We start from the raw sequence: 19,918 nt of genomic DNA, 5'->3' as shown, positions 1-19,918 counted from the left end.
GGCGACGAAACTCTAGTTTCGTCGCCCACAACTGCTTTTTCGACCCGCCACAACTACAGATTCAGCATGGCTGGCTGCATCCCAGCGCCACAGATCCCCGCCGTGGCGCGAAAGTGCGCCACCCTTCGAGCCGCCGCCCGCCCGCCGAGACGTCACTTACGTCGGCCGAGTGGTCACCGCGGTGCCAACTCGGCCGTCCCAAGTGACGTCTCGCTCGGCGCAAGTGACGCTTCGGCCGACGGGGCTGACTTCTCGGCATTGCTTCGAACTCTGACCTTCCATGTTCTTGGGCTACCCCGTAGAGTGACCGTCATCACCACCTAAGCAAGCGCTTAGATTAGCCGAGCACAGACGAGGGATTGAACATGTCGAGGTTCGAGGGACGTACGGCGATCATCACCGGGGCCAGTCGGGGGATCGGGCTGGGTATCGCCCAGCGCCTGGTGGACGAGGGGGCCAGGGTCGTCATCACTGCGCGCAAGCCCGAGGCGCTCGCGGAAGCCGTCGAGACCCTCGGCGGCAGCGCGAAGGCGCTCGGAATCGCCGGGAAGGCCGACGACCCCGCTCACCAGGAGGAGGTCGTGAAGACGGCCATCGACACCTTCGGCAGCGCCGACTTCATGATCAACAACGCCGGTATCAACCCGAAGGCCGGTGGGCTGATCGACATGGACCGCGAGTCGGCCCGCAAGACCGTCGAGGTCAACTGCCTCTCGCCGATCGGCTGGACCCAGCAGGTCTGGCGGCAGTGGATGTCCGAGCACGGCGGCGCGGTCGTCAACATCTCCTCGGTCGCTGGCCTCGCCCCGACCCCGCTGATCGCGACGTACGGCGCCAGCAAGGCGATGCTCAGCTACATCACCCAGGAGCTCTCCGTCGAGCTCGGCCCGAAGGTACGCGTCAACGCGATCCTCCCGGCCGTGGTGAAGACGAAGTTCGCCGAGCTCCTCTACGAGGGCCGCGAGGCCGAGGTCTCGGCCGCCTACCCGCTCAAGCGCCTCGGGACCCCGGAGGACATCGCCGGCGCCGCCGCGTTCCTCCTCTCCGAGGACGCCAGCTGGATGACCGGCCAACTCGTCACCATGGACGGCGGCCTCACCCTCGCCGGCGGACGCGTCTGATGCCGATCCTTCCCGACAGCACGGCGGTCGTCACCGGCGCCGCGGGCGGCATCGGCCGTGCCCTGGCCGCCCGCCTCGTCGCCGAGGGCGTTCGCGTCGTGGTCAACGACATCGACGAGGTACGCCTGGCCGAGACCGCCGACCAGATCGGTGCCCATCCGGTGGCCGGTGACGCGGCCTCCGTCGAGGGCGTGGCCCGCCTCGTCGGGGCGGCGAAGGACCACCTCGGTCAGATCGACACGTGGTACGGAAATGCCGGCATCGACCGCGGCCACGGCCTGGACTGTCCCGAGGAGGACTGGCAGGCGTCGCACGAGGTCAACGTCATGGCGCACGTCCGGGCAGCCCGGCTCCTCGTCCCCGAGTGGGTCGAGCGAGGCTCCGGTCGCTACGTGGTGACTGCGAGCGCGGCGGGGCTGCTGATGATGGTCGGTACGCCGACCTACTCGGTCACCAAGCACGCCGCGGTCGCCTTCGCGGAGTGGCTCTCGGCGACCTACCGTCACCACGGGATCGTCGTCCAGGCGATCTGCCCGCAGGGCGTACAGACGGGCATGCTCGAGCGGGCGGGACAGATGGCGGGCCTGCTCAGTCGCGACGGAGCGCTGACGCCCGAGCAGGTCGCCGACTCGGCCTGGGAGGCGACGGCCGACGACCGCTTCCTGGTGCTGCCGCACCCGGAGGTGGCCGACTACTACGCCGCCCGGGCGACGCAGACCGACAAGTGGCTCGGCGGCATGAACCGACTCTGGCAGCACGTGGAAGGACAGGTATGAAGGCGTGGCGGATCGGCTCGCTCGGCGAGCCCAAGGACGTGATGAAGCTCGAGGAGGTGGCCGACCCGACCCCGGGAGCCGGACAGCTCGTCGTGAAGGTGCTGGCCAGCCCGGCGAACTTCCCCGACGTACTCATGTGCCGTGGCTTCTACCAGGTCAAGCCCGAGCTGCCGTTCACCGCCGGCGTCGAGCTGTGCGGTGAAGTGGTCGCCCTTGGCGAGAAGGTGGAGGGGTTCCAGATCGGGGACCGGGTGATCGGCGGCGCCGCCCTGCCGTACGGCGGCTTCGGTGAGCTCGCGCTGATGGACGCCGCGACGACCTTCCCGGCGCCGGAGGCGCTCACCGACGCCGAGGCGTCGAGCCTCTACATCGGCTACCAGACCGGCTGGTTCGCGCTCCACCGCCGCGCGAACATCCAGCCCGGCGAGACGCTGCTCGTGCACGCCGCTGCGGGTGGTGTCGGCAGCGCCGCGATCCAGCTCGGCAAGGCCGCCGGGGCCACGGTGATCGGCGTGGTCGGTGGGCCGGAGAAGGCCGAGGTCGCGAAGAAGCTCGGTGCGGACGTGGTCATCGACCGTCACACGGAGGACTTCGTCAAGGTGGTCAAGGAGGTCACCGGCGGCAAGGGCGCCGATGTGATCTACGACCCGGTCGGCGGCGACACCTACGACCGCTCGACCAAGTGCATCGCCTTCGAGGGCCGGATCCTGATCATCGGCTTCGCCGGCGGCCGGATCCAGGAGGCAGCGCTCAACCACTCGCTGATCAAGAACTACTCGATCGTCGGGCTCCACTGGGGTCTCTACAACGCTCTCGCGCCCGCTCTGGTCGCCGAGTGCCACCGCGAGCTCACCCGGATGGCGGACGAAGGCTCGATCAAGCCGCTGGTCAGCGAGACGCTGTCGTTGGAGCAGGTGGCCGACGGCGTACAGCGCTTGGCGGACGGCGAGACCGTGGGCCGAGTCGTCTACGGGGCGAGATCATGACGGCCACGGGACTCCGCGCCGTCATCTTCGACTACGGCGGGGTGCTGACCACGCCCATCGGCGAGTCGATCCGGGCCTGGCTGGAGGCTGACGGCATCAAGCCGGAGACCTTCACGAAGGTGCTCAAGGAGTGGCTGGGCCGCTACGCCGACTCAGGCACCCCGATCCACCGCCTCGAGCTCGGCGAGCTCTCGGTCAAGGAGTTCGACAGGCTCCTGGCGGCTCGCCTGGAGACGTACGACGGCAGCCCGGTCGATCCCGAGGGCGTGCTGTCCCGGCTCTTCGCCGGGATGCGGCCCAACCCGGAGATGTTCGCGCTGGCCGAGGAGCTCCGCGACGCCGGCATCCGGCTGGCGCTGCTCTCCAACAGCTGGGGCAACTTCTACCCCCGCAAGCAGGTCGACGCGCTGTTCGAGGTCGTGGTGATCTCCGAGGAGGTCGCCATGCGGAAGCCGGAGCCCCCGATCTTCGACCGCACCCTGAACCGGCTCGGTCTCTCGGCCGAGGAGTGCCTCTTCATCGACGACGCGGAGCCCAACGTCCTGGGCGCCCGGGCGGTCGGTCTCGGCGCACTGCTGCACACAGACCCGGCGAGCACCCGCGCAGCGCTCACCCGAATGATCCCCACCCTCGGAGGTGCCGCGTGAGTAACATCCCAAGACGTCCTCGCTCCGCTCCGGGCGCCGCGGCGACCCCGAAAACCACGGCCGAATCGCTGCCCGGACTCGACCTGGACCGGCTCGGCCCCTGGCTGGCCAAGAATGTGACAGGCGCCGGCCACGAGCTGAGTGCCACCCACATCTCCGGCGGCAAGTCCAACCTGACGTACGTCGTCTCCGACGGCACCCACGAGTGGATCGTCAGGCGCCCGCCACTGGGTCACGTCCTCGCCACCGCGCACGACATGAAGCGTGAGCACACCGTGATCACCGCGCTGCGCGACACCGACGTGCCGGTGCCGCAGACCTACGCGTTCTGCGGCGACGAGGAGGTGCTCGGGGCGCCGTTCTACGTGATGGAGAAGGTCGACGGTCGGCCCTACCGCTACGCCCGCGAGCTCGAGCCGCTCGGCCCCGAGCGGACCCGGGCGATCTCCGAGCAGCTCATCGACGTGATGGCCGCGCTGCACGCGGTCGACCCCGCCGACGTCGGGCTGAGCGAGTTCGGCCGCCCCGAGGGATTCCTCTCCCGGCAGGTCCGACGCTGGAAGAAGCAGCTCGAGGCGTCCCACTCCCGCGACCTGCCCGCTGCCGACGAGCTCCACTCGCTGCTGGAGGCGCGGGTGGGTGCCGCCGAGGCCGCCTCGACCGGGCCGGGGATCGTGCACGGCGACTACCGGCTCGACAACGTACTCACCGACAGCGACGACCGGATCCGCGCCGTCGTCGACTGGGAGATGGCCACCCTCGGCGACCCGGTCACCGACCTGGCGATCCTGCTCACCTACCAGCAGATGGCAGAAGTCTCCGGCGACGGCACCGTGACAGACGTCAGCAACGCGCCCGGCTGGCTCACCGAGGACGAGATCATCGCCCGCTACGACGCGGCCAGCCCGCGTGACCTGAGCGAGTTCGGCTTCTACCGCGGGCTGGCGGCCTACAAGCTCGCCGCGATCCTCGAGGGGATCCACTACCGCTACCTGAAGGGCCAGACCGTGGGGCCTGGATTCGACACGATCGGGGACGGGATCCACCCGCTCCTCGACATGGGCATCAACGCGATGAAGGAGAACTGACGCATGGATTTCGCACGCGACGCCAGGACCGAGGAGCTCATCGCCTCGTTGCAGGACTTCCAGAGGACGCACGTCGAGCCGAACGAGGCCGTCTTCCACGAGCAGCTCGAGGCCCAGGACGACAAGTGGGCCTGGGACTCCGTCCCGGTCCTCGGCGAGATCCGCGCCGAGGCCCGCAAGCGTGGCCTGTGGAACCTCTTTCTCCCGGGTGAAGGCGGCGCCGGGCTGACCAACCTGCAGTACGCCCCGCTGGCCGAGATCACCGGCCGCAGCCACCTCGGCCCGTCCGCCCTCAACTGCGCTGCGCCCGACACCGGCAACATGGAGGTGCTGCACGACTTCGGCAACGACGCGCAGCAGAAGGAGTGGCTCGAGCCGCTCCTGGAGGGACAGATCCGCAGCGCCTTCGCGATGACCGAGCCGGCCGTCGCCTCCTCCGACGCGACCAACATCGAGACCTCGATCGTGGCCGACGGCGACGCGTACGTCATCAACGGCCGCAAGTGGTGGATCACCGGCGCGATGAACCCCAACGCCAAGATCTTCATCGTGATGGGCAAGACCGACCCGACCGCCGAGCGCCACAAGCAGCAGTCGATGATCCTGGTGCCTCGCGACACCCCGGGTCTGGAGATCAAGCGCGGGATGGAGGTCTTCGGCTACGACGACCACGACCACGGCGGTCACGCCGAGCTGATCTTCTCCGACGTCCGGGTGCCGGCGGGCAACCTCATCGGGACCGAGGGCATGGGCTTCGCGATCGCGCAGGCGCGCCTGGGTCCGGGCCGCATCCACCACTGCATGCGTTCGATCGGGCTCGCCGAGCGGGCGATCGAGCTGATGTGCGCCCGGGTCGAGGACCGGGTCGCCTTCGGCAAGCAGCTCTCCGAGCAGGGCGTGATCCGGGACTGGATCGCCGAGTCCCGGGTGCGGATCGAGCAGCTGCGGCTCCTCGTCCTCAAGACCGCCTGGCTCATGGACACCGTCGGCAACAAGGGCGCCCACACCGAGATCCAGGCGATCAAGATCGCCACCCCGGCGACCGTCCAGTGGATCCTCGACAAGGCCATCCAGGCGCACGGCGCCGGCGGGCTCTCGCAGGACTTCCCGTTGGCCCGCGCGTACGCCGGGATCCGGACCCTCCGGTTCGCCGACGGCCCCGACGAGGTCCACAAGAACGCGTTGGCGAAGGCGGAGCTGCGCAAGCAGGCCGCGCGCCGGGAAGGACGACAGTGATGTCGCACGACAGCGATCTCGACAGGCTCGGCGACCTGGTCGCGGAGTTCCTGGCAGAGCACCCGGTCGAGACGACCGAGCCGAGCGCCTTCCTGCACGCCCGCTACCGGGCCGGCCTGGCCTGGGTCGCCTTCCCGGAGGGCTACGGCGGGCTCGGGCTGTCCCGGGCGATGCAGCCGAAGGTCGACAAGCTCTTCGCGGCAGCCGGCGCACCCGACAACAACCCGCGCCGCAACGGGATCGGGCTCGGCATGGCCGCGCCGACGATCCTCGCCTACGGCACCCCGGAGCAGAAGTCGCGGTTCCTGGAGCCGCTGTGGTGCGGTGACGAGATCTGGTGCCAGCTCTTCTCCGAGCCCGGCGCCGGCTCCGACCTCGCCGGGCTGGCGACCCGGGCGGTACTCGACGGTGACGAGTGGGTCGTCAACGGGCAGAAGGTGTGGACCTCAGGGGCCCACAACGCGGACTTCGCGATCCTGGTCGCCCGCACCGATCCGGACGTTCCCAAGCACCGCGGTATGACCTACTTCTTGTGCGATATGCACGATCCGGGCGTCGAGGTGCGGCCGCTGCGCCAGATCACGGGCGAGGCCGAGTTCAACGAGGTCTTCCTGACCGACGTGCGGATCCCTGACGCCCACCGGCTCGGTGCGGTCGGCCAGGGCTGGGAGGTCGCCAACGCCACCCTCAACAACGAGCGCGTCGCCATCGGTGGCGCCGCCATGCCTCGCGAGGGCGGGTTGCTCGGCATCGTGACCGAGTCGTGGCGTACGCAGCCGGAGAACCACACCCCGGAGCTGCGCGACCGGCTCTTGAAGCTGTGGGTCGAGTCTGAGGTGGCTCGGCTGACCGGGTCGCGACTGCGGCAGAAGCTGGCCGTTGGCCAGCCCGGTCCCGAGGGGTCGGCGATGAAGCTGACGTTCGCCAACGTCAACCAGCGGCTCACCGGGCTCGATCTCGAGCTCAGCGGTGAGGACGGCCTCCGTTACGAGGACGGCGACGGCTGGGCGATGGTCCGCCCCGAGCACGTCGACTTCTCCGGCCGCGACGCCGTCTACCGCTACCTGCGCGCCAAGGGCAACTCCATCGAGGGCGGCACCTCGGAGATCCTGCGCAACATCGTCGCCGAGCGCGTCCTCGGCCTTCCCGGTGAGCACCGGGTCGACAAGGACGTCGCCTGGAAGGCCATCCCCCGATGAGCACAGCACCGATCAAGGAGTCCGCGATGAGCACAGTCGACGTCGAGCTGCTCGACAACGAGGTCGATGTCGACCTGCGTTCCACGGTCAGGTCGTTCCTGGCCGAGCGCTGCGATCCGACGGAGGTCGTCAAGGCGTACGACGGCGACCGGTCGCTCACTCAGGTCCTGTGGAAGGGGCTGGCGGTCGAGCTCGGGCTCGCGGGACTGTTGATCCCGGAGACGTACGGCGGTGCCGGAGCGTCTGCCCGCGAGGCCGCTGTGGTCCTGGAGGAGCTGGGCCGGGCGGCTGCTCCGGTGCCGTTCCTGACCAGCTCGGTGGTGGCTGCCTCGGTGCTGCTGGCCGGGCCGACCGAGGCAGGTGCCGACCTGCTCGCCGGGTTGGCCTCGGGGGAGCGGACCGCTGCCCTGACCGTGCCGTTGTCGGTCGCGGCCTTCTCGGCGGCGGCCTCCTCGGGGGTCTCGGCGAGCTCGGCCACCGTTCGCTCCGTGGCCGGCGCGTTGGAGGCGGACACCCTTCTGGTGCCGGTCGCGACGCCTGCTGGCATCGAGATCCGGGCCCTCTCCGCCGAGCAGGCGACGATCACACCGGTCTCCTCGCTCGACATGACCCGTCAGCTCGCCGACGTGACCGTCGACCCGGCTGCCGGAGAGGTCGTGGTCGCGGCGGAGAACGGAGCCGACGCCGTACGCTCCGGCCTGCTGGCCGGCGCCGCGCTGATGGCCTCGGAGCAGGTCGGGGCGGCGCAGTGGTGCCTGACCACGACGGTGGAGTACCTGAAGGTGCGGCGCCAGTTCGGCCGCATCGTCGGTGGCTACCAGGCGCTCAAGCACCGGCTCGCCGACCTCTACACCAGCGTCGAGGGCGCCGGCGCGGCCGCGCGCTACGCCGCCGGGGCGCTGGCTCTCGGGAGCGCCGAGGAGGCCGAGATCGCGACCAACGTCGCGGCCGCGTACTGCGGTGACCTCGCCGTCACCGCGGCCGAGGAGGCGGTGCAGCTGCACGGCGGCATCGGGATGACGTGGGAGCACCCCGCCCACCTCTACCTCAAGCGGGCCAAGGCCGACCAGATCGCGTACGGCCTCCCTGGCGCCCACCGCGACCGTCTGGGGGCGCTGGTCGACATCTAGACCGCTGGTCGAGCCGCCGGAGCCGCTAGGCGAAGGCGTGTCGAGACCAACACAGTCCCATCGGCGCTCGATTCGACTGTGTTGGTCTCGAGCCGTCGTCGTTCGTTCCTCACGACGACGGCTCGACCAGCGAGGAGTTACTTCTCCAGGGCCATCAGCGCGAGCGCGAACAGGAGGCGGTCGTGGGGGTTGGTGATGCTCCTGCCGGTGAGGTCCTGGATCTGCTTGATGCGGTAGATCACCGTGTTGCGGTGGCAGATCAGATCCTGGGCGGCGTGGGTGGGGGAGCCGCCGTGGGCGATGAGGGCGCGGAGCGTCGCCAGCAGCACGTCTGACTGGTGCGACGGCTGGGCCAGGATCGGACCGAGGGTGCGGCGGACGAGCAGGTGGGAGACCGCGGGGGAGGCGGTCAGAAGCACCTGCGGGAGGCGGTCGTCGACGACCGCGATGTCCGTACGCCCCCGCGGCACCGTCTCGACCGTGTGCGTGGCGAGCTGGAAGGCCGTGCCGAAGCCGCTCAGGTCGTCGGCGGTTGCGATCCCGACCCGGCCCGAGTTGCAGCCGGAGAGCTGCGCGACCAGATCGGCGACGGCGTCCGCGACCGGCCGCGACCCCAGCGGGACCAGGCCGAAGTGGTGGTCACCGCGGACGTGCCAGAACGACACCAGCCCGGTCTTCTCCAGCCGGTCGTCGGGGTTGCGCAGCGGTGAGTCGCGGCTGCCGTCGAAGGCGGCGACGACGCAGGCCATCTGCGCGTCGGCGGCGACCCCGAGGATGTCCTGCACCTCGGCGGCGAAGGCCGGGTCGCCACCACGGCCCTCCGCGAGCCCGTCCAGGAGCCGGCCCTGGAGCTGCAGGTCGCGACGCTGGAGCAGCGCCGCCTCCTTCCGGTAGGCCCCGGACATCACCGAGTTCTGCACGTCCAGGTCGGTCCAGACCTGACGGCCGGCGAGCACCATCACCCGGTCGTCGATCCCCAGCGCCTCCTGCTGGTGGACCATCGCCTCCCACAGCATCCGGGTGCCGACGGTGTAGGCGTTGAGACAGAACTCCAGAGGTACGCCCTGGCGCGCGCGCCGCCGACCGGTGTCGCGCCACAGGTCGACGGGATTGGCTCCGGGGGTGAGCCCGGCCATGGCTCGGATCCCGCGGCGTACGTGCTCTCGGGTGCTCGAGCGCAGGTCTGCCCGGACCGTCGGCTCGGCGTTCTGGTGCCACTCCGGCTGGATCGCGATCAGGGTCAGAGTGATGTCGTCGGCGATCGCATCGGCCTGGCTCACCAGGGAGGCCCAGGCACGCTCCACCAACGGACGAAGGTCCGCGTCGGGAGATGTGTCACGCATCACATCCATGTGCGGAGCGTCCCACGGCGACTGCCGCCTCCGCCAGCGAACCTGGGAATCCCAGACGGAGCGCCTGAAACATTTTGTGCACATTGCCTATATCCCCTGTTGTGCGGAGAGTCCAAAGTGAGACCCGTCACATAGGGTGAAGGGAGCACGATGCAGAAGCCTGGCGAAGGCCACCAAGTTCAGACCTCGCCGCTGTTCGCGGCCGAGGGGGTCTCGGTCCGGTTCGGAGGCGTACGCGCGCTGGAGGGCGTCTCCTTGGAGGTCGCGCCTCACGAGGTGCACGGCGTCATCGGCCCCAACGGTGCGGGTAAGACCACCCTGTTCAACGTCGTGTGCGGCTTCGTGAGCCCGGGCGAGGGCGAGCTCCGGTTGCGCGGCAAGACGATCCCCGCTCTCCGTCCGCACCAGCTCGCCGGTCACGGCATCGCCCGGACCCTGCAGGGGCTCGGACTGTTCGAGGGCATGACGGTGCTCGACAACGTCATGGTCGGAGCCGACCGTCTCGCCCGCGCCGGCTTCATGCGCGGCCTGCTCGGCCTCGGTCACCGTGACGACGCCCGTCTCGCCGCCAAGGCGCGGGAGGTGCTCGGCGAGCTCGGGATCGAGTCGTACGCCGCCCGCTACCCCGGCAGCCTGCCCTACCCGATCCGCAAGAAGGTCGCGCTCGCCCGCGCGCTGGTCGCCGAGCCTGAGCTGCTGCTCCTCGACGAGCCCGCCAGCGGGTTGAGCGCCGAGGAGATGACCGAGCTCGGCGAGATCATCTCCGGCCTGACGGAGCGGACCGCCGTGATGCTCGTCGAGCACCACATGGACCTGGTGATGTCGGTCTGCCACCGGATCACCGTGCTCGACTTCGGCCGCGTCATCGCGGCCGGCACACCCGACGAGATCCGCAACGACCCGGCCGTGCTCGCCGCCTACCTGGGCGACCAGGTGGACCACGACGACGACGCCGAGGTCCACGCGCTGGTCTCGACAGGCTCGACCGACGATGGGGAGGAGGCCTGATGTTCGCCGTCGAGGACCTGAGCGCTGCGTACGGGCCCGTCAAGGCGCTCAACGGCGTCAGCTTCACCGCCGATAGAGGGCAGGTCACCGCGGTCCTGGGCGCCAACGGCGCCGGGAAGACCACGTTGCTGCGCACCGTCTCCGGGCTGGTGAGATCCACCGCCGGCAGCGTCACGCTGGACGGCAAGGACATCACCCGCACCGCGACCGAGAAGCTGACCTCGTACGGCCTCTCCCATGTCCCGGAGGGACGCGGCGTCATCGCCGAGCTGACCGTGGTGGAGAACCTCCGCCTCGGCGGTCTGCACCGCGCGACGGGCTCCGAGCCGATGCCGATCGAGCGGATCTTCGAGCTCTTCCCACGCCTGGGCGAGCGCCGCGAGGCCACCGCCCACATGCTCTCGGGCGGTGAGCGGCAGATGCTGGTCATCGGCCGCGCGCTGATGGCGCGACCCACCGTGCTCCTGCTCGACGAGCCGTCCCTGGGACTCGCCCCTCGAGTGGTGGCCCAGATCTTCGACCTGCTCCGCGGGCTGGTGCAGAACGAGCACCTCACCGTCGTGCTCGTCGAGCAGAACGCCCGTAGTGCCCTGTCCATCGCTGACCACGGCGTCGTGCTCAACCTCGGCAAGGTCGTCGCCTCGGCGCCGGCCGCCGAGCTGGCCGCCGACGAGCAGCTCCGTCACGCCTATCTCGGGTTCTGAGGAGCAGACATGCAGCAGTTTCTCGACACCACCCTCGGAGGGCTGGTGCTGGGCGCGGTCTACGCCGCGTTCGCGCTGGCCCTGTGCCTGATCTGGCGCTCGACCCGGATCGTCAACTTCGCCCAGGCAGCGATGGCGATGGTGACCACCTACATCGCGCTCTCGCTCATCAACGTCGACGTCCCCTACTGGGTCGCCTTCCTCGCCGCGATCGCCGCCGGGTTCATGCTCGGCGCCCTGGTCGAGCGGCTGATCATCCGCCCGGTCGAAGGGAAGGCCGACCTCAACGCTGTGATCCTGACCCTCGGGCTGTTCATGGTGCTGCACGGGCTGACCGCGCTCGTCTTCGGCGTCCAGCACCGCGGCTTCCCGGCTCCGGTCAGCACCAGCGCGATCGAGGTCGGGGACACCTCGATCGGGATCACCCCGTTCGGCGTCCTCACGATCGTCATCGTCGCCGTGGTGATGGCCGGGCTCGTCGTCCTCTTCCGCTTCACCGACCTGGGCCTGCGGATGCGGGCCTCGGCGTTCAACGGCGAGGTCTCCCGGCTCCTGGGCGTACGCGTCGGCCGCATGCTCACCCTCGGGTGGGCGCTCGCCGCCGCCGTGGGCGCGGTGGCCGGGTTGCTCATCGCCGGCGGCGACCTGGTGAACCCGGCCTTCATGGACCCGTTCGTGATCTACGGCTTCATCGCCGCCGTGCTCGGCGGCCTCGACTCGCCGATCGGGTCGGTGATCGGCGGGCTGATCCTCGGGCTCTCGCTCTCCTACGTCACCGGCTATGTCGGTGAGCACCTGGCGCCGCTCGTCGCGCTGGGCATCTTGATGCTGGTGCTGCTGGTACGTCCCAGCGGCCTCTTCGCAGCGGCTGCGGCCAGGAGGGTCTGACTCATGGAGCGTCTACGTTCACTCGCCGGCCCGGTCCGGAGCGTGCCGCTGGTCCGGCACCTCCTCGTCGCCCTGATCGCATTCCTGGTGGTTGTCGCGATCATCGGCTCCTCCAGCCAGTATCTGCAGACCCGCTACGCCGAGATGGCCTTCTTCGCCATCGCCGCAGGCGGTCTCACCCTGCTGACCGGGCTCTCCGGCCAGCTCTCGCTCGGCCACGGCGCCCTGATGGCTGTCGGGGCGTACGCCGCCACCCTGGTGCTCGAGCGCACCGGCGGTGAGACCCTGGCCGACGTCTTCCTCGCCCTGCTGGTGGCGATCGCCGTCTGTGCGGTGGTGGGGGTGATCGTCGGGGTCCCGGCGGCCCGGCTGCACGGGCCCTACATCGCCGGCGCGACACTGACGCTGGCCGTCGCCGTGCCGCGCCTGGCCAACCAGTGGGACTTCCTCGGTGGCGAGCAGGGGCTCCAGGTGCCGGTGCCGCGCGCCGCTGAGCTCCCGGTGTGGATCCAGGACCTGGTCTGGTTCTTCACCGCCGCCGAGATCGACCAGTACTCCTTCCTCGCCTACCTCGGCTGGGGGCTCCTGGTCCTCGCCTTCGTGGCGCTCGCCAACCTGAGCCGGTCCCGGGTCGGCCGGCGCTGGCGGGCGGTCCGTGACGACGACGTGTCCGCGGAGCTGGCCGGCATCCACCTCGGCCGTGCCCGCGTGGTCGCCTTCACCGTCAGCGCCATGTGCGCCGGGCTCGCCGGCGGGCTGATGGCCATGAACGTACGTCTCACGGCGCCGGGCGCGTTCACGATCACCCTCTCGCTGACCCTGCTGGCAGCGGTCGTCCTGGGTGGGCTCGGCAGCCTGACCGGGGCGCTCATCGGGGCCGGCGTCCTCGCCTTTCTTCCTCACTTCGCCACCGATCTCGGGGAATCGGTCGGGCTCAGCGCAACCCAGGCCGCGGAGGTCACCCCGGTGGTCTACGGGCTGGTGCTGATGCTCGTCATCCTCCTCGCTCCAGCGGGGATCGTCGGCAGCCTGCGCACGTTCCTCGCGCGCTCATCTCTCGGGTCAACCAAGGAGAAGACAACATGAGAACCACTGCACGCAGAGCCGTACAGGTCGTCTGTGTCCTCACCACCGCCTCCCTCCTCGCGGCCTGTGGCGGCGCGGGGAAGGAGCGTCCTTCCGAGGACGGGACGGCGGTTGGTGTCACAGACTCCACCATCAAGGTCGGTGCGCACTTCCCGCTGACCGGCCCGGCAGCGCCCGGCTACTCGGAGATCCCGTCGGGTCACCAGGCGTTCTACGAGTACGTCAACGACAACGGCGGCGTCCACGGACGTGAGATCGAGATGGTCGTCAAGGACGACGCGTACAACCCGACCAACACCAGCGCCGTCACCAACGACATGATCCTGCAGGACGAGATCTTCGCGATGGTCGCCGGCCTCGGCACCCCCACGCACCGCGCGGTCGTGCAGCGGCTCAACGACGACGGCATCCCCGACCTGTTCGTCTCCAGCGGCTCGCTGCAGTGGGGCGACGACCCGGCCAGCTCGCCGATGACGTTCGGCTGGCAGCCGGACTACGAGATCGAGGGCAAGATCATCGGGCAGTACGTCAAGGAGAACATGCCCGACGCCAAGGTCGGTCTCTTCCTGCAGGACGACGACTTCGGCGAGGACGGCGAGAAGGGCGCGCGACAGTTCCTCGACTCCCAGATCGTCGACGTGCAGAAGTACACCCCGGGCGGGTCGACCGACTTCTCCCCGCAGATGTCCTCGTTCAAGTCCAAGGGCGTCGACCTGGTCCTCGGCTTCAACACTCCCTCCTACACGGCGCTGAGCCAGATCGCGGCGCAGGGTGTCGGCTTCAAGTCGAAGTGGTTCTACTCGAACGTCGGCTCGGACCCGGCGCTCGTCGGTGGGCTGCTCGCCTCGATGACCAAGGGCAAGATCCCGGCCGAGCAGGGCGTGAAGCTGATGGACGGGATGATGACGACCGAGTACATCCCGGGCGTCGACGCTCCTGAGGACGAGTGGGTCAAGCTCTGGCAGAAGGTCTGGGACGAGTACTCCAAGAAGGGCTCGGAGAAGCTGACGAACTACCGGATCTACGGCATGTCGCAGGCCTACACCTTCGTCCAGGCGCTGCAGGCCAATGGCAAGGACCTGACCCGCGAGTCGATCGTGGAGACGATCGAGAAGGAGGGCGCCTCCTTCGAGGGGCCTGGGCTCGCGCCGTTCCGGTTCTCCGAGGACTCGCACATGGGCATCTCCGGCGCGAGCGTCGTCGAGCTCAAGAACGGCGCGTCCGAGCCGCTCACCCCGGTGCTCGTCACCGACATCGGCGACGCTGAGATCAAGGAGGACGACAGCGCCGCCTCGGACGCTCCGCCCTCGTCGGGTCTCCCTGAGTGAGTACGAGACACCAGACGCGTACTGATTCAGCGGTGGTCGAGCTTGTCGAGACCCCAAACGCGTACTGATTCACCGGTGGTCGAGCTTGTCGAGACCCCAAACGCGTACTGATCAGTAGGTTGCTGCACGTTCACGGACCGGCCTCGGTTACAGTGATTAACCCTCACTAACGCCACTGGAGGTGGTCGGTCCGTGAACGTACTCGCACCCGGTAGCGGAGTGGTTGTGACCGGAGCAGCCCGAGGAATCGGGAAGGCCATGGCCACGCGGTTCGCTGCGGAGGGATGCCGCGTCGTCGTGGCGGACGTCGACGCCGCCGAGCTCGGCTCGGTGGCCGACTCGATCGGCGCCCTCGCGGTCCCCGGCGATGCCGCCTCGGCCGCCGGCACCGCGGCGCTCGTGGATGCGGCCCGGGAAGAGCTCGGCAAGATCGACGCCTGGTACGGCAACGCCGGGGTCGAGCGCGGCCGCGGCCTGGAGGCGTCCGACCACGCCTGGTTGACCTCCTACGAGGTCAACGTCCTCGCCCACGTACGCGCCGCACGGCTGCTGCTGCCCGAGTGGGTTGCCCGCGGGGCCGGCCGGTTCGTGGTCACCTCCTCGTCCGCGGGGCTCCTCACGCTGCTCGGCTCGCCCTCCTACGCGGCCACCGAGCACGCCGAGATCTCCTTCGCCGAGTGGCTGGCGGGCACCTACCGGCACCAGGGCATCGTCGCTCAGGCGATCGTCGCGCGCAGCGTGAAGACGGCGATGCTCGAGCGCTCCTCCGGACTCCCCGGCTTCCGCTCGGCCGAGGGCGCGCTCACCGCCGAGGAGGTCGCCGACGCCGTCTGGGATGCCGGGCAGAGCTCGCAGTTCTGGATCTCGCTCGAGCCCGACGTGGCCGAGGAGTACGCGGCTCGTGCCACGGATGTCGATGCCTGGCTGGATGGTGTGAACCGCATCCGGCAGGAGCTCGACGCCGACTAGTCTTCGAGTCATGGAACCACTCGTCTCGACCTGGCTCAGCGGCCTCGACGGAATCCCGACGCAGGCGCAGAACGTCAACCAGCAGCACTATGCGGCGAGCCTGATGAAGCTGCCGGTCGCGATCGCGGCCTATCGGCTGCGCGATCGCGGGCTGCTGTCGCTGGACGAGCCCATCACGGTGCACTCCGACTTCGACTCCGCTGTGGTGGGCGAGCGGTTCGAGATGGATCAGGCTGACGACCAGGACCCGGAGACCTGGGCGGCGCTCGGTGCCCAGCTGCCGCTGGGTGATCTCGTACGCCGTTCCCTGACCGTCTCCGGCAACCTGGCCGTCAACCTCGTGCTCGAGCGGACCGGGCTCGAAGAGGTCGCCGCGGTGCTCGCGGACGCCGGCGTCACGCCGATGACGACGGTCTCGCGGGGGATCGAGGACGCGCCGGCGCGCGAGGCCGGGCTGCAGAACCTGGTGACCGCGAACGACATGGGCAAGCTGCTCACCAAGCTGGTCTCCGGTCGGCTGCTGTCGCCCGAGTCGACCGCCGAGATCGAGGGGATCCTGATCGCCCAGGAGTATCGCGACGCGATCCCGCTCGGGGTGCCCGAGGACGCCGTGGTCGGCAACAAGACCGGCTGGGTCGACGGCGTCCGCCACGACATGGCGATCATCCGGCCCGCCCAGGGTGATCCGCAGGTGATGGTGGTGCTGACCACAGGTCTGGACGACGACGAGTCGGAGTTCCGGATCAGCGAGGTCGCTCGCTATCTGTGGTCGACCCTGTGACGGTGCCGCGAATCGTCGCGGTGCGCACCCAGCGGGTCCGGGTGCCGCTGCACACCCCGTTCGTGACCGCGCTGCGGCGTACGGACTTCGCGGAGACGGTCGTCGTGACCGTCGAGGACTCCGACGGGTGCGTCGGGTGGGGCGAGGCGCCGCAGGTCTGGAAGGTCACCGGCGAGTCGCTGGCCGGCTCCGCTGCCGCGCTCGAGGGGCCGATCTCCGACATGTTGGTCGGTGCCGCCGCTGATCTGTCTTCGGCCGGCCTGATCCAGGGCGCGGTCGTCGGCAACCGGTCGGCCAAGATGGCCGCAGACATCGCGCTCCACGACCTCGTCGCTCGGCGGGTGGGGGTGTCCATGGTCGAGCACCTGGATGTGTTGGTCCCGACACGGACTCGCTGGCGCTCGCCCGGCTCGACCAACGCCGGCCATCCGGTGGTTGAGCCGCCGGAGCCGCTAGGCGGAGGCGTGTCGAAACCAACACAGCTACTGACCGACATGACCCTCTCCGTAGGCACCCCCGCTGAGCTGGCAGAAGCGGCAGCGGCTCGAGCACGAGACGGGTTCACGACGCTCAAGATCAAGGTCGGGACGGACGCGACAGGGGACGCCGAGCGCGTGCTCGCGGTCCGCGAGGCGGTCCCGGGCTGCGTACTCCGCCTGGACGCCAACACCGGCTGGCGCGCGGACGAGGCGGTCGCGGTGCTCAGCAAGCTCGCCGACCAGGACGTCGAGCTCGAGTTCGTCGAGCAGCCGGTCGCCCGGCGCGACCTGGAGGCGATGGCGTACGTCCGTCGTCATCAGCCCTACAAGATCCTGGCCGACGAGTCGGTCTTCGACCTCGAGGACCTCGTCGACGTGATCCGCGCGGGCGCGGCGGACGCGATCAACGTCAAGCTCGCCAAGTGCGGCGGGATCACTCCTGCGATCGAGCTGCTGGAGGTCGCGAAGCAGCACGGCCTCGACCGCCTCGTCGGCTGCATGATGGAGTCCCATCTCGGCATCGGCGCGGCGGCGGCCCTGGTCGCCGCGGCAGGCATCCCCGGCGCGCAGGACCTCGACGCGGGCTGGTGGGCGAAGACCAGCCCGTACGCCGGCGGTGTCACCTACGACGGCCCCCGCATCGTCTTCCCCCAAGCCAACGGTCTCGGTATCGAAGGAGTCCTCACATGACCACCGTCAGCCAACCCACCTTCGTGGTGGCCGCCCCCGCCGACGACGCCGAGCACGAGACCGAGGTCGTCCCCGGCGAGCAGGTCGTCGTCGTCGAGACGCAGGGGGAGTGGACGTACGTCGTCGTCCCCTCGCACGCGTCCTCGAAGGACGACCGCGGCTACCCCGGCTGGATGCCGGCGGGTGCCCTGGCCGACGACGCCGAGCGGCCCGTCGAGACTGCCGAGACCGCCGAAGGCGTCGAGGCCCTGCTGGCGAAGGCGCGCACCTTCCTCGGCGTCCCCTACGTCTGGGGCGGCACCACGGGTGCCGGGATCGACTGCTCCGGCCTGGTCTTCCGAGCCGCAGAGGCCATCGGCGTACGGCTCCCGCGGGACGCCCGCGACCAGGCGGTCGCCCTCACGGCGGTCGACCTCGACGACGCCACCGCGGGCGACCTCTACTTCTTCGCCCGCCCGGACGGCTACGTCGTGCATGTCGCCATCGCGACCGCGCCTCCCGAGACCGACGGCACCCGTCCGATGATCCACGCAGACGGCGACAAGATGCTCGTCGTCGAGGAGCCCATGCCCGCCGATCGTGTCGCCACCCTCGTCAGCGCCGCTCGTCTGTGACGTCTTGCGTCAGCGCCGGTGAATTCTCGCGCGCCAGAAGTGACAATTCGGCGTGGTGAGTTAACTTCGATCGTATGACTCGTACTGGGGCATTGAGTCCACAGAGCCGCGATCTCGCGATCGGCACGATGGTCGGTGCGGCGGGAGAACCCGAGCTCGACGTACTCGTGGTGGGCGGAGGTGTGACCGGCGCCGGGGTGGCGCTGGACGCCGTCACCAGAGGCCTGAGCACGGGGCTGGTGGAGCAGCGCGACCTGGCCTCGGGCACGAGCTCGCGCAGCTCGAAGCTGGTCCACGGCGGGCTCCGTTACCTGGAGATGCTCGACTTCGAGCTGGTCCGGGAGGCGCTCCAGGAGCGCGGGCTGCTGCTCAACACGCTGGCCCCGCACCTCGTCCGGCCGGTGCCGTTCCTCTACCCGCTGACCAACCCGGTGTGGGAGCGGTTCTACATCGGCTCGGGGCTCGCCCTCTACGACGGGATGGCGAGCTTCGGCCCGCTCTCCGGGATGGGGAAGTCCGGCCTGCCGCGACACCGCCACCTCACCCGTCGCGGTGTCGCCCGGATCGCCCCCGACTTCCGCACCGACACGATCACCGGTGCGATCCAGTACTACGACGCCCAGGTCGACGACGCCCGTCTGGTGATGACCATCGCGCGCACCGCGGCCTCCCACGGCGCCCAGATCGCGACCCGGGTCCAGGTGACCGGGTTCCTGCGCGAGGGCGAGCGGGTCGTCGGGGTCCGGGCCCGCGACCTCGAGCACGACCAGGACCTGGTCATCCGGGCCAAGACCGTCGTCAACGCCGCCGGCGTGTGGACCGACGACATCCAGGACATGGTCGGCGGCCGCGGTGCCCTGCACGTCAAGGCCTCCAAGGGCATCCACCTGGTCGTCCCGCGCGACCGGATCCGCTCCGAGTCGGGTTTCATCGTCCGCACCGAGAAGTCGGTGCTCTTCGTGATCCCTTGGGGTCGCCACTGGATCATCGGCACCACCGACACCCCCTGGACCTACGACCTCGCTCACCCGGCAGCCTCCAAGACCGACATCGAGTACGTCCTCGAGCACGTCAACGCGATCCTGCGGGTGCCGCTCGACCTCGAAGACGTCGAAGGCGTGTACGCCGGGCTGCGCCCGCTCCTCACCGGCGAGTCCGACCAGACCGCGGGCCTGAGCCGGGAGCACACCGTCGTCACGCCGCTTCCGGGCCTGGTCCTGATCGCCGGCGGCAAGCTGACCACCTACCGGGTGATGGCCAAGGACGCGGTCGACGCCGCGGCTCATTCGCTCGGGACGACCACCAACATGACCCTGCGCGACTCGATCACCGACAAGGTGCGGCTGGTGGGCGCCGAGGGCTTCGAGACCCGCTCGAACCAGCGGGTCCTGCTGGCCCGACGATCCGGGCTCCACGTCGCCCGGATCGACCATCTCCTCGGTCGCCACGGTGGCCTCATCGACGATGTGCTCGACCTGATCCAGCAGCGGCGCCCGCTCGCCCTGCCGCTCGAGGGGGCCGAGGACTACCTGGCCGCCGAGGTCGTCTACGCCGTCAACAACGAGGGCGCCCGCCACCTCGACGACGTGCTCGAGCGCCGCACCAGGATCTCCATGGAGACCTTCGACCGCGGCGTCTCCGCCGCTCCCGGTGTTGCTCGGCTGATGGCCGAGGAGCTCGGCTGGGACGAGCAGCGCACCAAGGAGGAGGTCGACCACTACATGCGCCGCATCGAGGCCGAGCGCCGCTCCCAGCTCCAGGTCACCGACGAGGACGCCGACCACGCGCGCCTGGAAGTGGAAGACCTCGTCTGACCCATCCAGGCCGGCCCAGACG

19 protein-coding genes are annotated in these 19,918 nt (G+C 69.8%); 18 read left to right on the top strand and 1 reads right to left on the bottom strand.

Annotation, left to right across the window (positions count from 1 at the left end; translation table 11 throughout):
* Window positions 1-365: 365 nt before the first annotated feature.
* From H5T77_RS15285 to H5T77_RS15250, 8 genes are read left to right on the top strand one after another with little or no spacing between them, the layout of a single operon-like run.
* The gene (locus H5T77_RS15285; protein ID WP_179661218.1) at window positions 366-1,121 is read left to right on the top strand and encodes an SDR family oxidoreductase; all 756 of its coding nucleotides are present in this window, start codon (window positions 366-368) and stop codon (window positions 1,119-1,121) included.
* Window positions 1,121-1,897: an SDR family NAD(P)-dependent oxidoreductase gene (locus tag H5T77_RS15280; protein ID WP_292650632.1), complete on the top strand. Its 777-nt coding sequence runs from the start codon at window positions 1,121-1,123 to the stop codon at window positions 1,895-1,897. Before H5T77_RS15285 ends, H5T77_RS15280 begins: the two co-directional genes overlap by 1 nt.
* On the top strand, window positions 1,894-2,883 hold the full coding sequence (locus H5T77_RS15275; RefSeq protein ID WP_292650631.1) for an NADPH:quinone oxidoreductase family protein: 990 nt from the start codon (window positions 1,894-1,896) through the stop codon (window positions 2,881-2,883). Before H5T77_RS15280 ends, H5T77_RS15275 begins: the two co-directional genes overlap by 4 nt.
* The gene (locus H5T77_RS15270; protein ID WP_292650629.1) at window positions 2,880-3,530 is read left to right on the top strand and encodes an HAD family hydrolase; all 651 of its coding nucleotides are present in this window, start codon (window positions 2,880-2,882) and stop codon (window positions 3,528-3,530) included. The genes H5T77_RS15275 and H5T77_RS15270 overlap by 4 nt, the downstream gene beginning before the upstream one ends.
* Window positions 3,527-4,618 (top strand): phosphotransferase family protein, encoded by a 1,092-nt coding sequence (locus H5T77_RS15265; protein ID WP_292650627.1) that lies wholly within the window; start codon window positions 3,527-3,529, stop codon window positions 4,616-4,618. Before H5T77_RS15270 ends, H5T77_RS15265 begins: the two co-directional genes overlap by 4 nt.
* A 3-nt stretch (window positions 4,619-4,621) precedes the next feature.
* Window positions 4,622-5,854 carry an acyl-CoA dehydrogenase family protein gene (locus H5T77_RS15260; RefSeq protein WP_292650625.1) on the top strand — a complete coding sequence of 411 codons (1,233 nt, stop codon included), beginning with the start codon at window positions 4,622-4,624 and terminating at the stop codon, window positions 5,852-5,854.
* Window positions 5,854-7,053, top strand: coding sequence for an acyl-CoA dehydrogenase family protein (locus tag H5T77_RS15255; RefSeq protein WP_292650623.1), 1,200 nt, complete (start codon window positions 5,854-5,856; stop codon window positions 7,051-7,053). The genes H5T77_RS15260 and H5T77_RS15255 overlap by 1 nt, the downstream gene beginning before the upstream one ends.
* Before the next feature lie 26 nt (window positions 7,054-7,079).
* Window positions 7,080-8,183 (top strand): acyl-CoA dehydrogenase family protein, encoded by a 1,104-nt coding sequence (locus tag H5T77_RS15250; protein WP_292650621.1) that lies wholly within the window; start codon window positions 7,080-7,082, stop codon window positions 8,181-8,183.
* 137 nt (window positions 8,184-8,320) lie between these two features.
* Here H5T77_RS15250 and H5T77_RS15245 read toward each other — a convergent pair whose 3' ends face one another.
* The gene (locus tag H5T77_RS15245; protein WP_292650619.1) at window positions 8,321-9,535 is read right to left on the bottom strand and encodes a PucR family transcriptional regulator; all 1,215 of its coding nucleotides are present in this window, start codon (window positions 9,533-9,535) and stop codon (window positions 8,321-8,323) included.
* Window positions 9,536-9,685: 150 nt separating this feature from the next.
* On the opposite strand from H5T77_RS15245, the gene H5T77_RS15240 reads away from it, so the two are divergent.
* The 10 genes from H5T77_RS15240 to H5T77_RS15195 all read left to right on the top strand — a co-directional run bounded on the left by H5T77_RS15240 (window position 9,686) and on the right by H5T77_RS15195 (window position 19,896).
* Complete coding sequence (locus H5T77_RS15240) at window positions 9,686-10,543, top strand: ABC transporter ATP-binding protein (protein ID WP_292650618.1); 858 nt, start codon at window positions 9,686-9,688, stop codon at window positions 10,541-10,543.
* Window positions 10,543-11,247 carry an ABC transporter ATP-binding protein gene (locus tag H5T77_RS15235; protein ID WP_292650616.1) on the top strand — a complete coding sequence of 235 codons (705 nt, stop codon included), beginning with the start codon at window positions 10,543-10,545 and terminating at the stop codon, window positions 11,245-11,247. Before H5T77_RS15240 ends, H5T77_RS15235 begins: the two co-directional genes overlap by 1 nt.
* A gap of 9 nt (window positions 11,248-11,256) precedes the next feature.
* Window positions 11,257-12,135: a branched-chain amino acid ABC transporter permease gene (locus H5T77_RS15230; protein WP_292650615.1), complete on the top strand. Its 879-nt coding sequence runs from the start codon at window positions 11,257-11,259 to the stop codon at window positions 12,133-12,135.
* Between the two features lie 3 nt (window positions 12,136-12,138).
* Window positions 12,139-13,221 carry a branched-chain amino acid ABC transporter permease gene (locus tag H5T77_RS15225; RefSeq protein WP_292650613.1) on the top strand — a complete coding sequence of 361 codons (1,083 nt, stop codon included), beginning with the start codon at window positions 12,139-12,141 and terminating at the stop codon, window positions 13,219-13,221.
* A complete protein-coding gene (locus H5T77_RS15220) occupies window positions 13,218-14,549 on the top strand; it encodes an ABC transporter substrate-binding protein (RefSeq protein WP_292650612.1) in 1,332 nt (443 codons plus the stop codon). The genes H5T77_RS15225 and H5T77_RS15220 overlap by 4 nt, the downstream gene beginning before the upstream one ends.
* Window positions 14,550-14,741: 192 nt before the next feature.
* Window positions 14,742-15,518: an SDR family oxidoreductase gene (locus H5T77_RS15215; protein WP_292650611.1), complete on the top strand. Its 777-nt coding sequence runs from the start codon at window positions 14,742-14,744 to the stop codon at window positions 15,516-15,518.
* Window positions 15,519-15,528: 10 nt separating this feature from the next.
* Window positions 15,529-16,299 carry a serine hydrolase gene (locus tag H5T77_RS15210; protein WP_292650609.1) on the top strand — a complete coding sequence of 257 codons (771 nt, stop codon included), beginning with the start codon at window positions 15,529-15,531 and terminating at the stop codon, window positions 16,297-16,299.
* A 2-nt stretch (window positions 16,300-16,301) separates the two neighbouring features.
* Complete coding sequence (locus H5T77_RS15205) at window positions 16,302-17,468, top strand: dipeptide epimerase (protein ID WP_292650608.1); 1,167 nt, start codon at window positions 16,302-16,304, stop codon at window positions 17,466-17,468.
* Window positions 17,465-18,082, top strand: a complete 618-nt coding sequence (locus tag H5T77_RS15200) for a C40 family peptidase (protein WP_292650605.1) — start codon at window positions 17,465-17,467, stop codon at window positions 18,080-18,082. Before H5T77_RS15205 ends, H5T77_RS15200 begins: the two co-directional genes overlap by 4 nt.
* A gap of 74 nt (window positions 18,083-18,156) precedes the next feature.
* Window positions 18,157-19,896, top strand: a complete 1,740-nt coding sequence (locus tag H5T77_RS15195) for a glycerol-3-phosphate dehydrogenase/oxidase (RefSeq protein WP_292650604.1) — start codon at window positions 18,157-18,159, stop codon at window positions 19,894-19,896.
* The last annotated feature ends 22 nt before the right edge of the window (window positions 19,897-19,918 follow it).

Origin of the sequence: Nocardioides sp., from assembly GCF_014360585.1 — a bacterium.
In the GTDB taxonomy this organism is placed as follows: Bacteria; Actinomycetota; Actinomycetes; order Propionibacteriales; family Nocardioidaceae; genus Nocardioides.
This window is presented reverse-complemented; position numbering and strand designations above follow the sequence as displayed.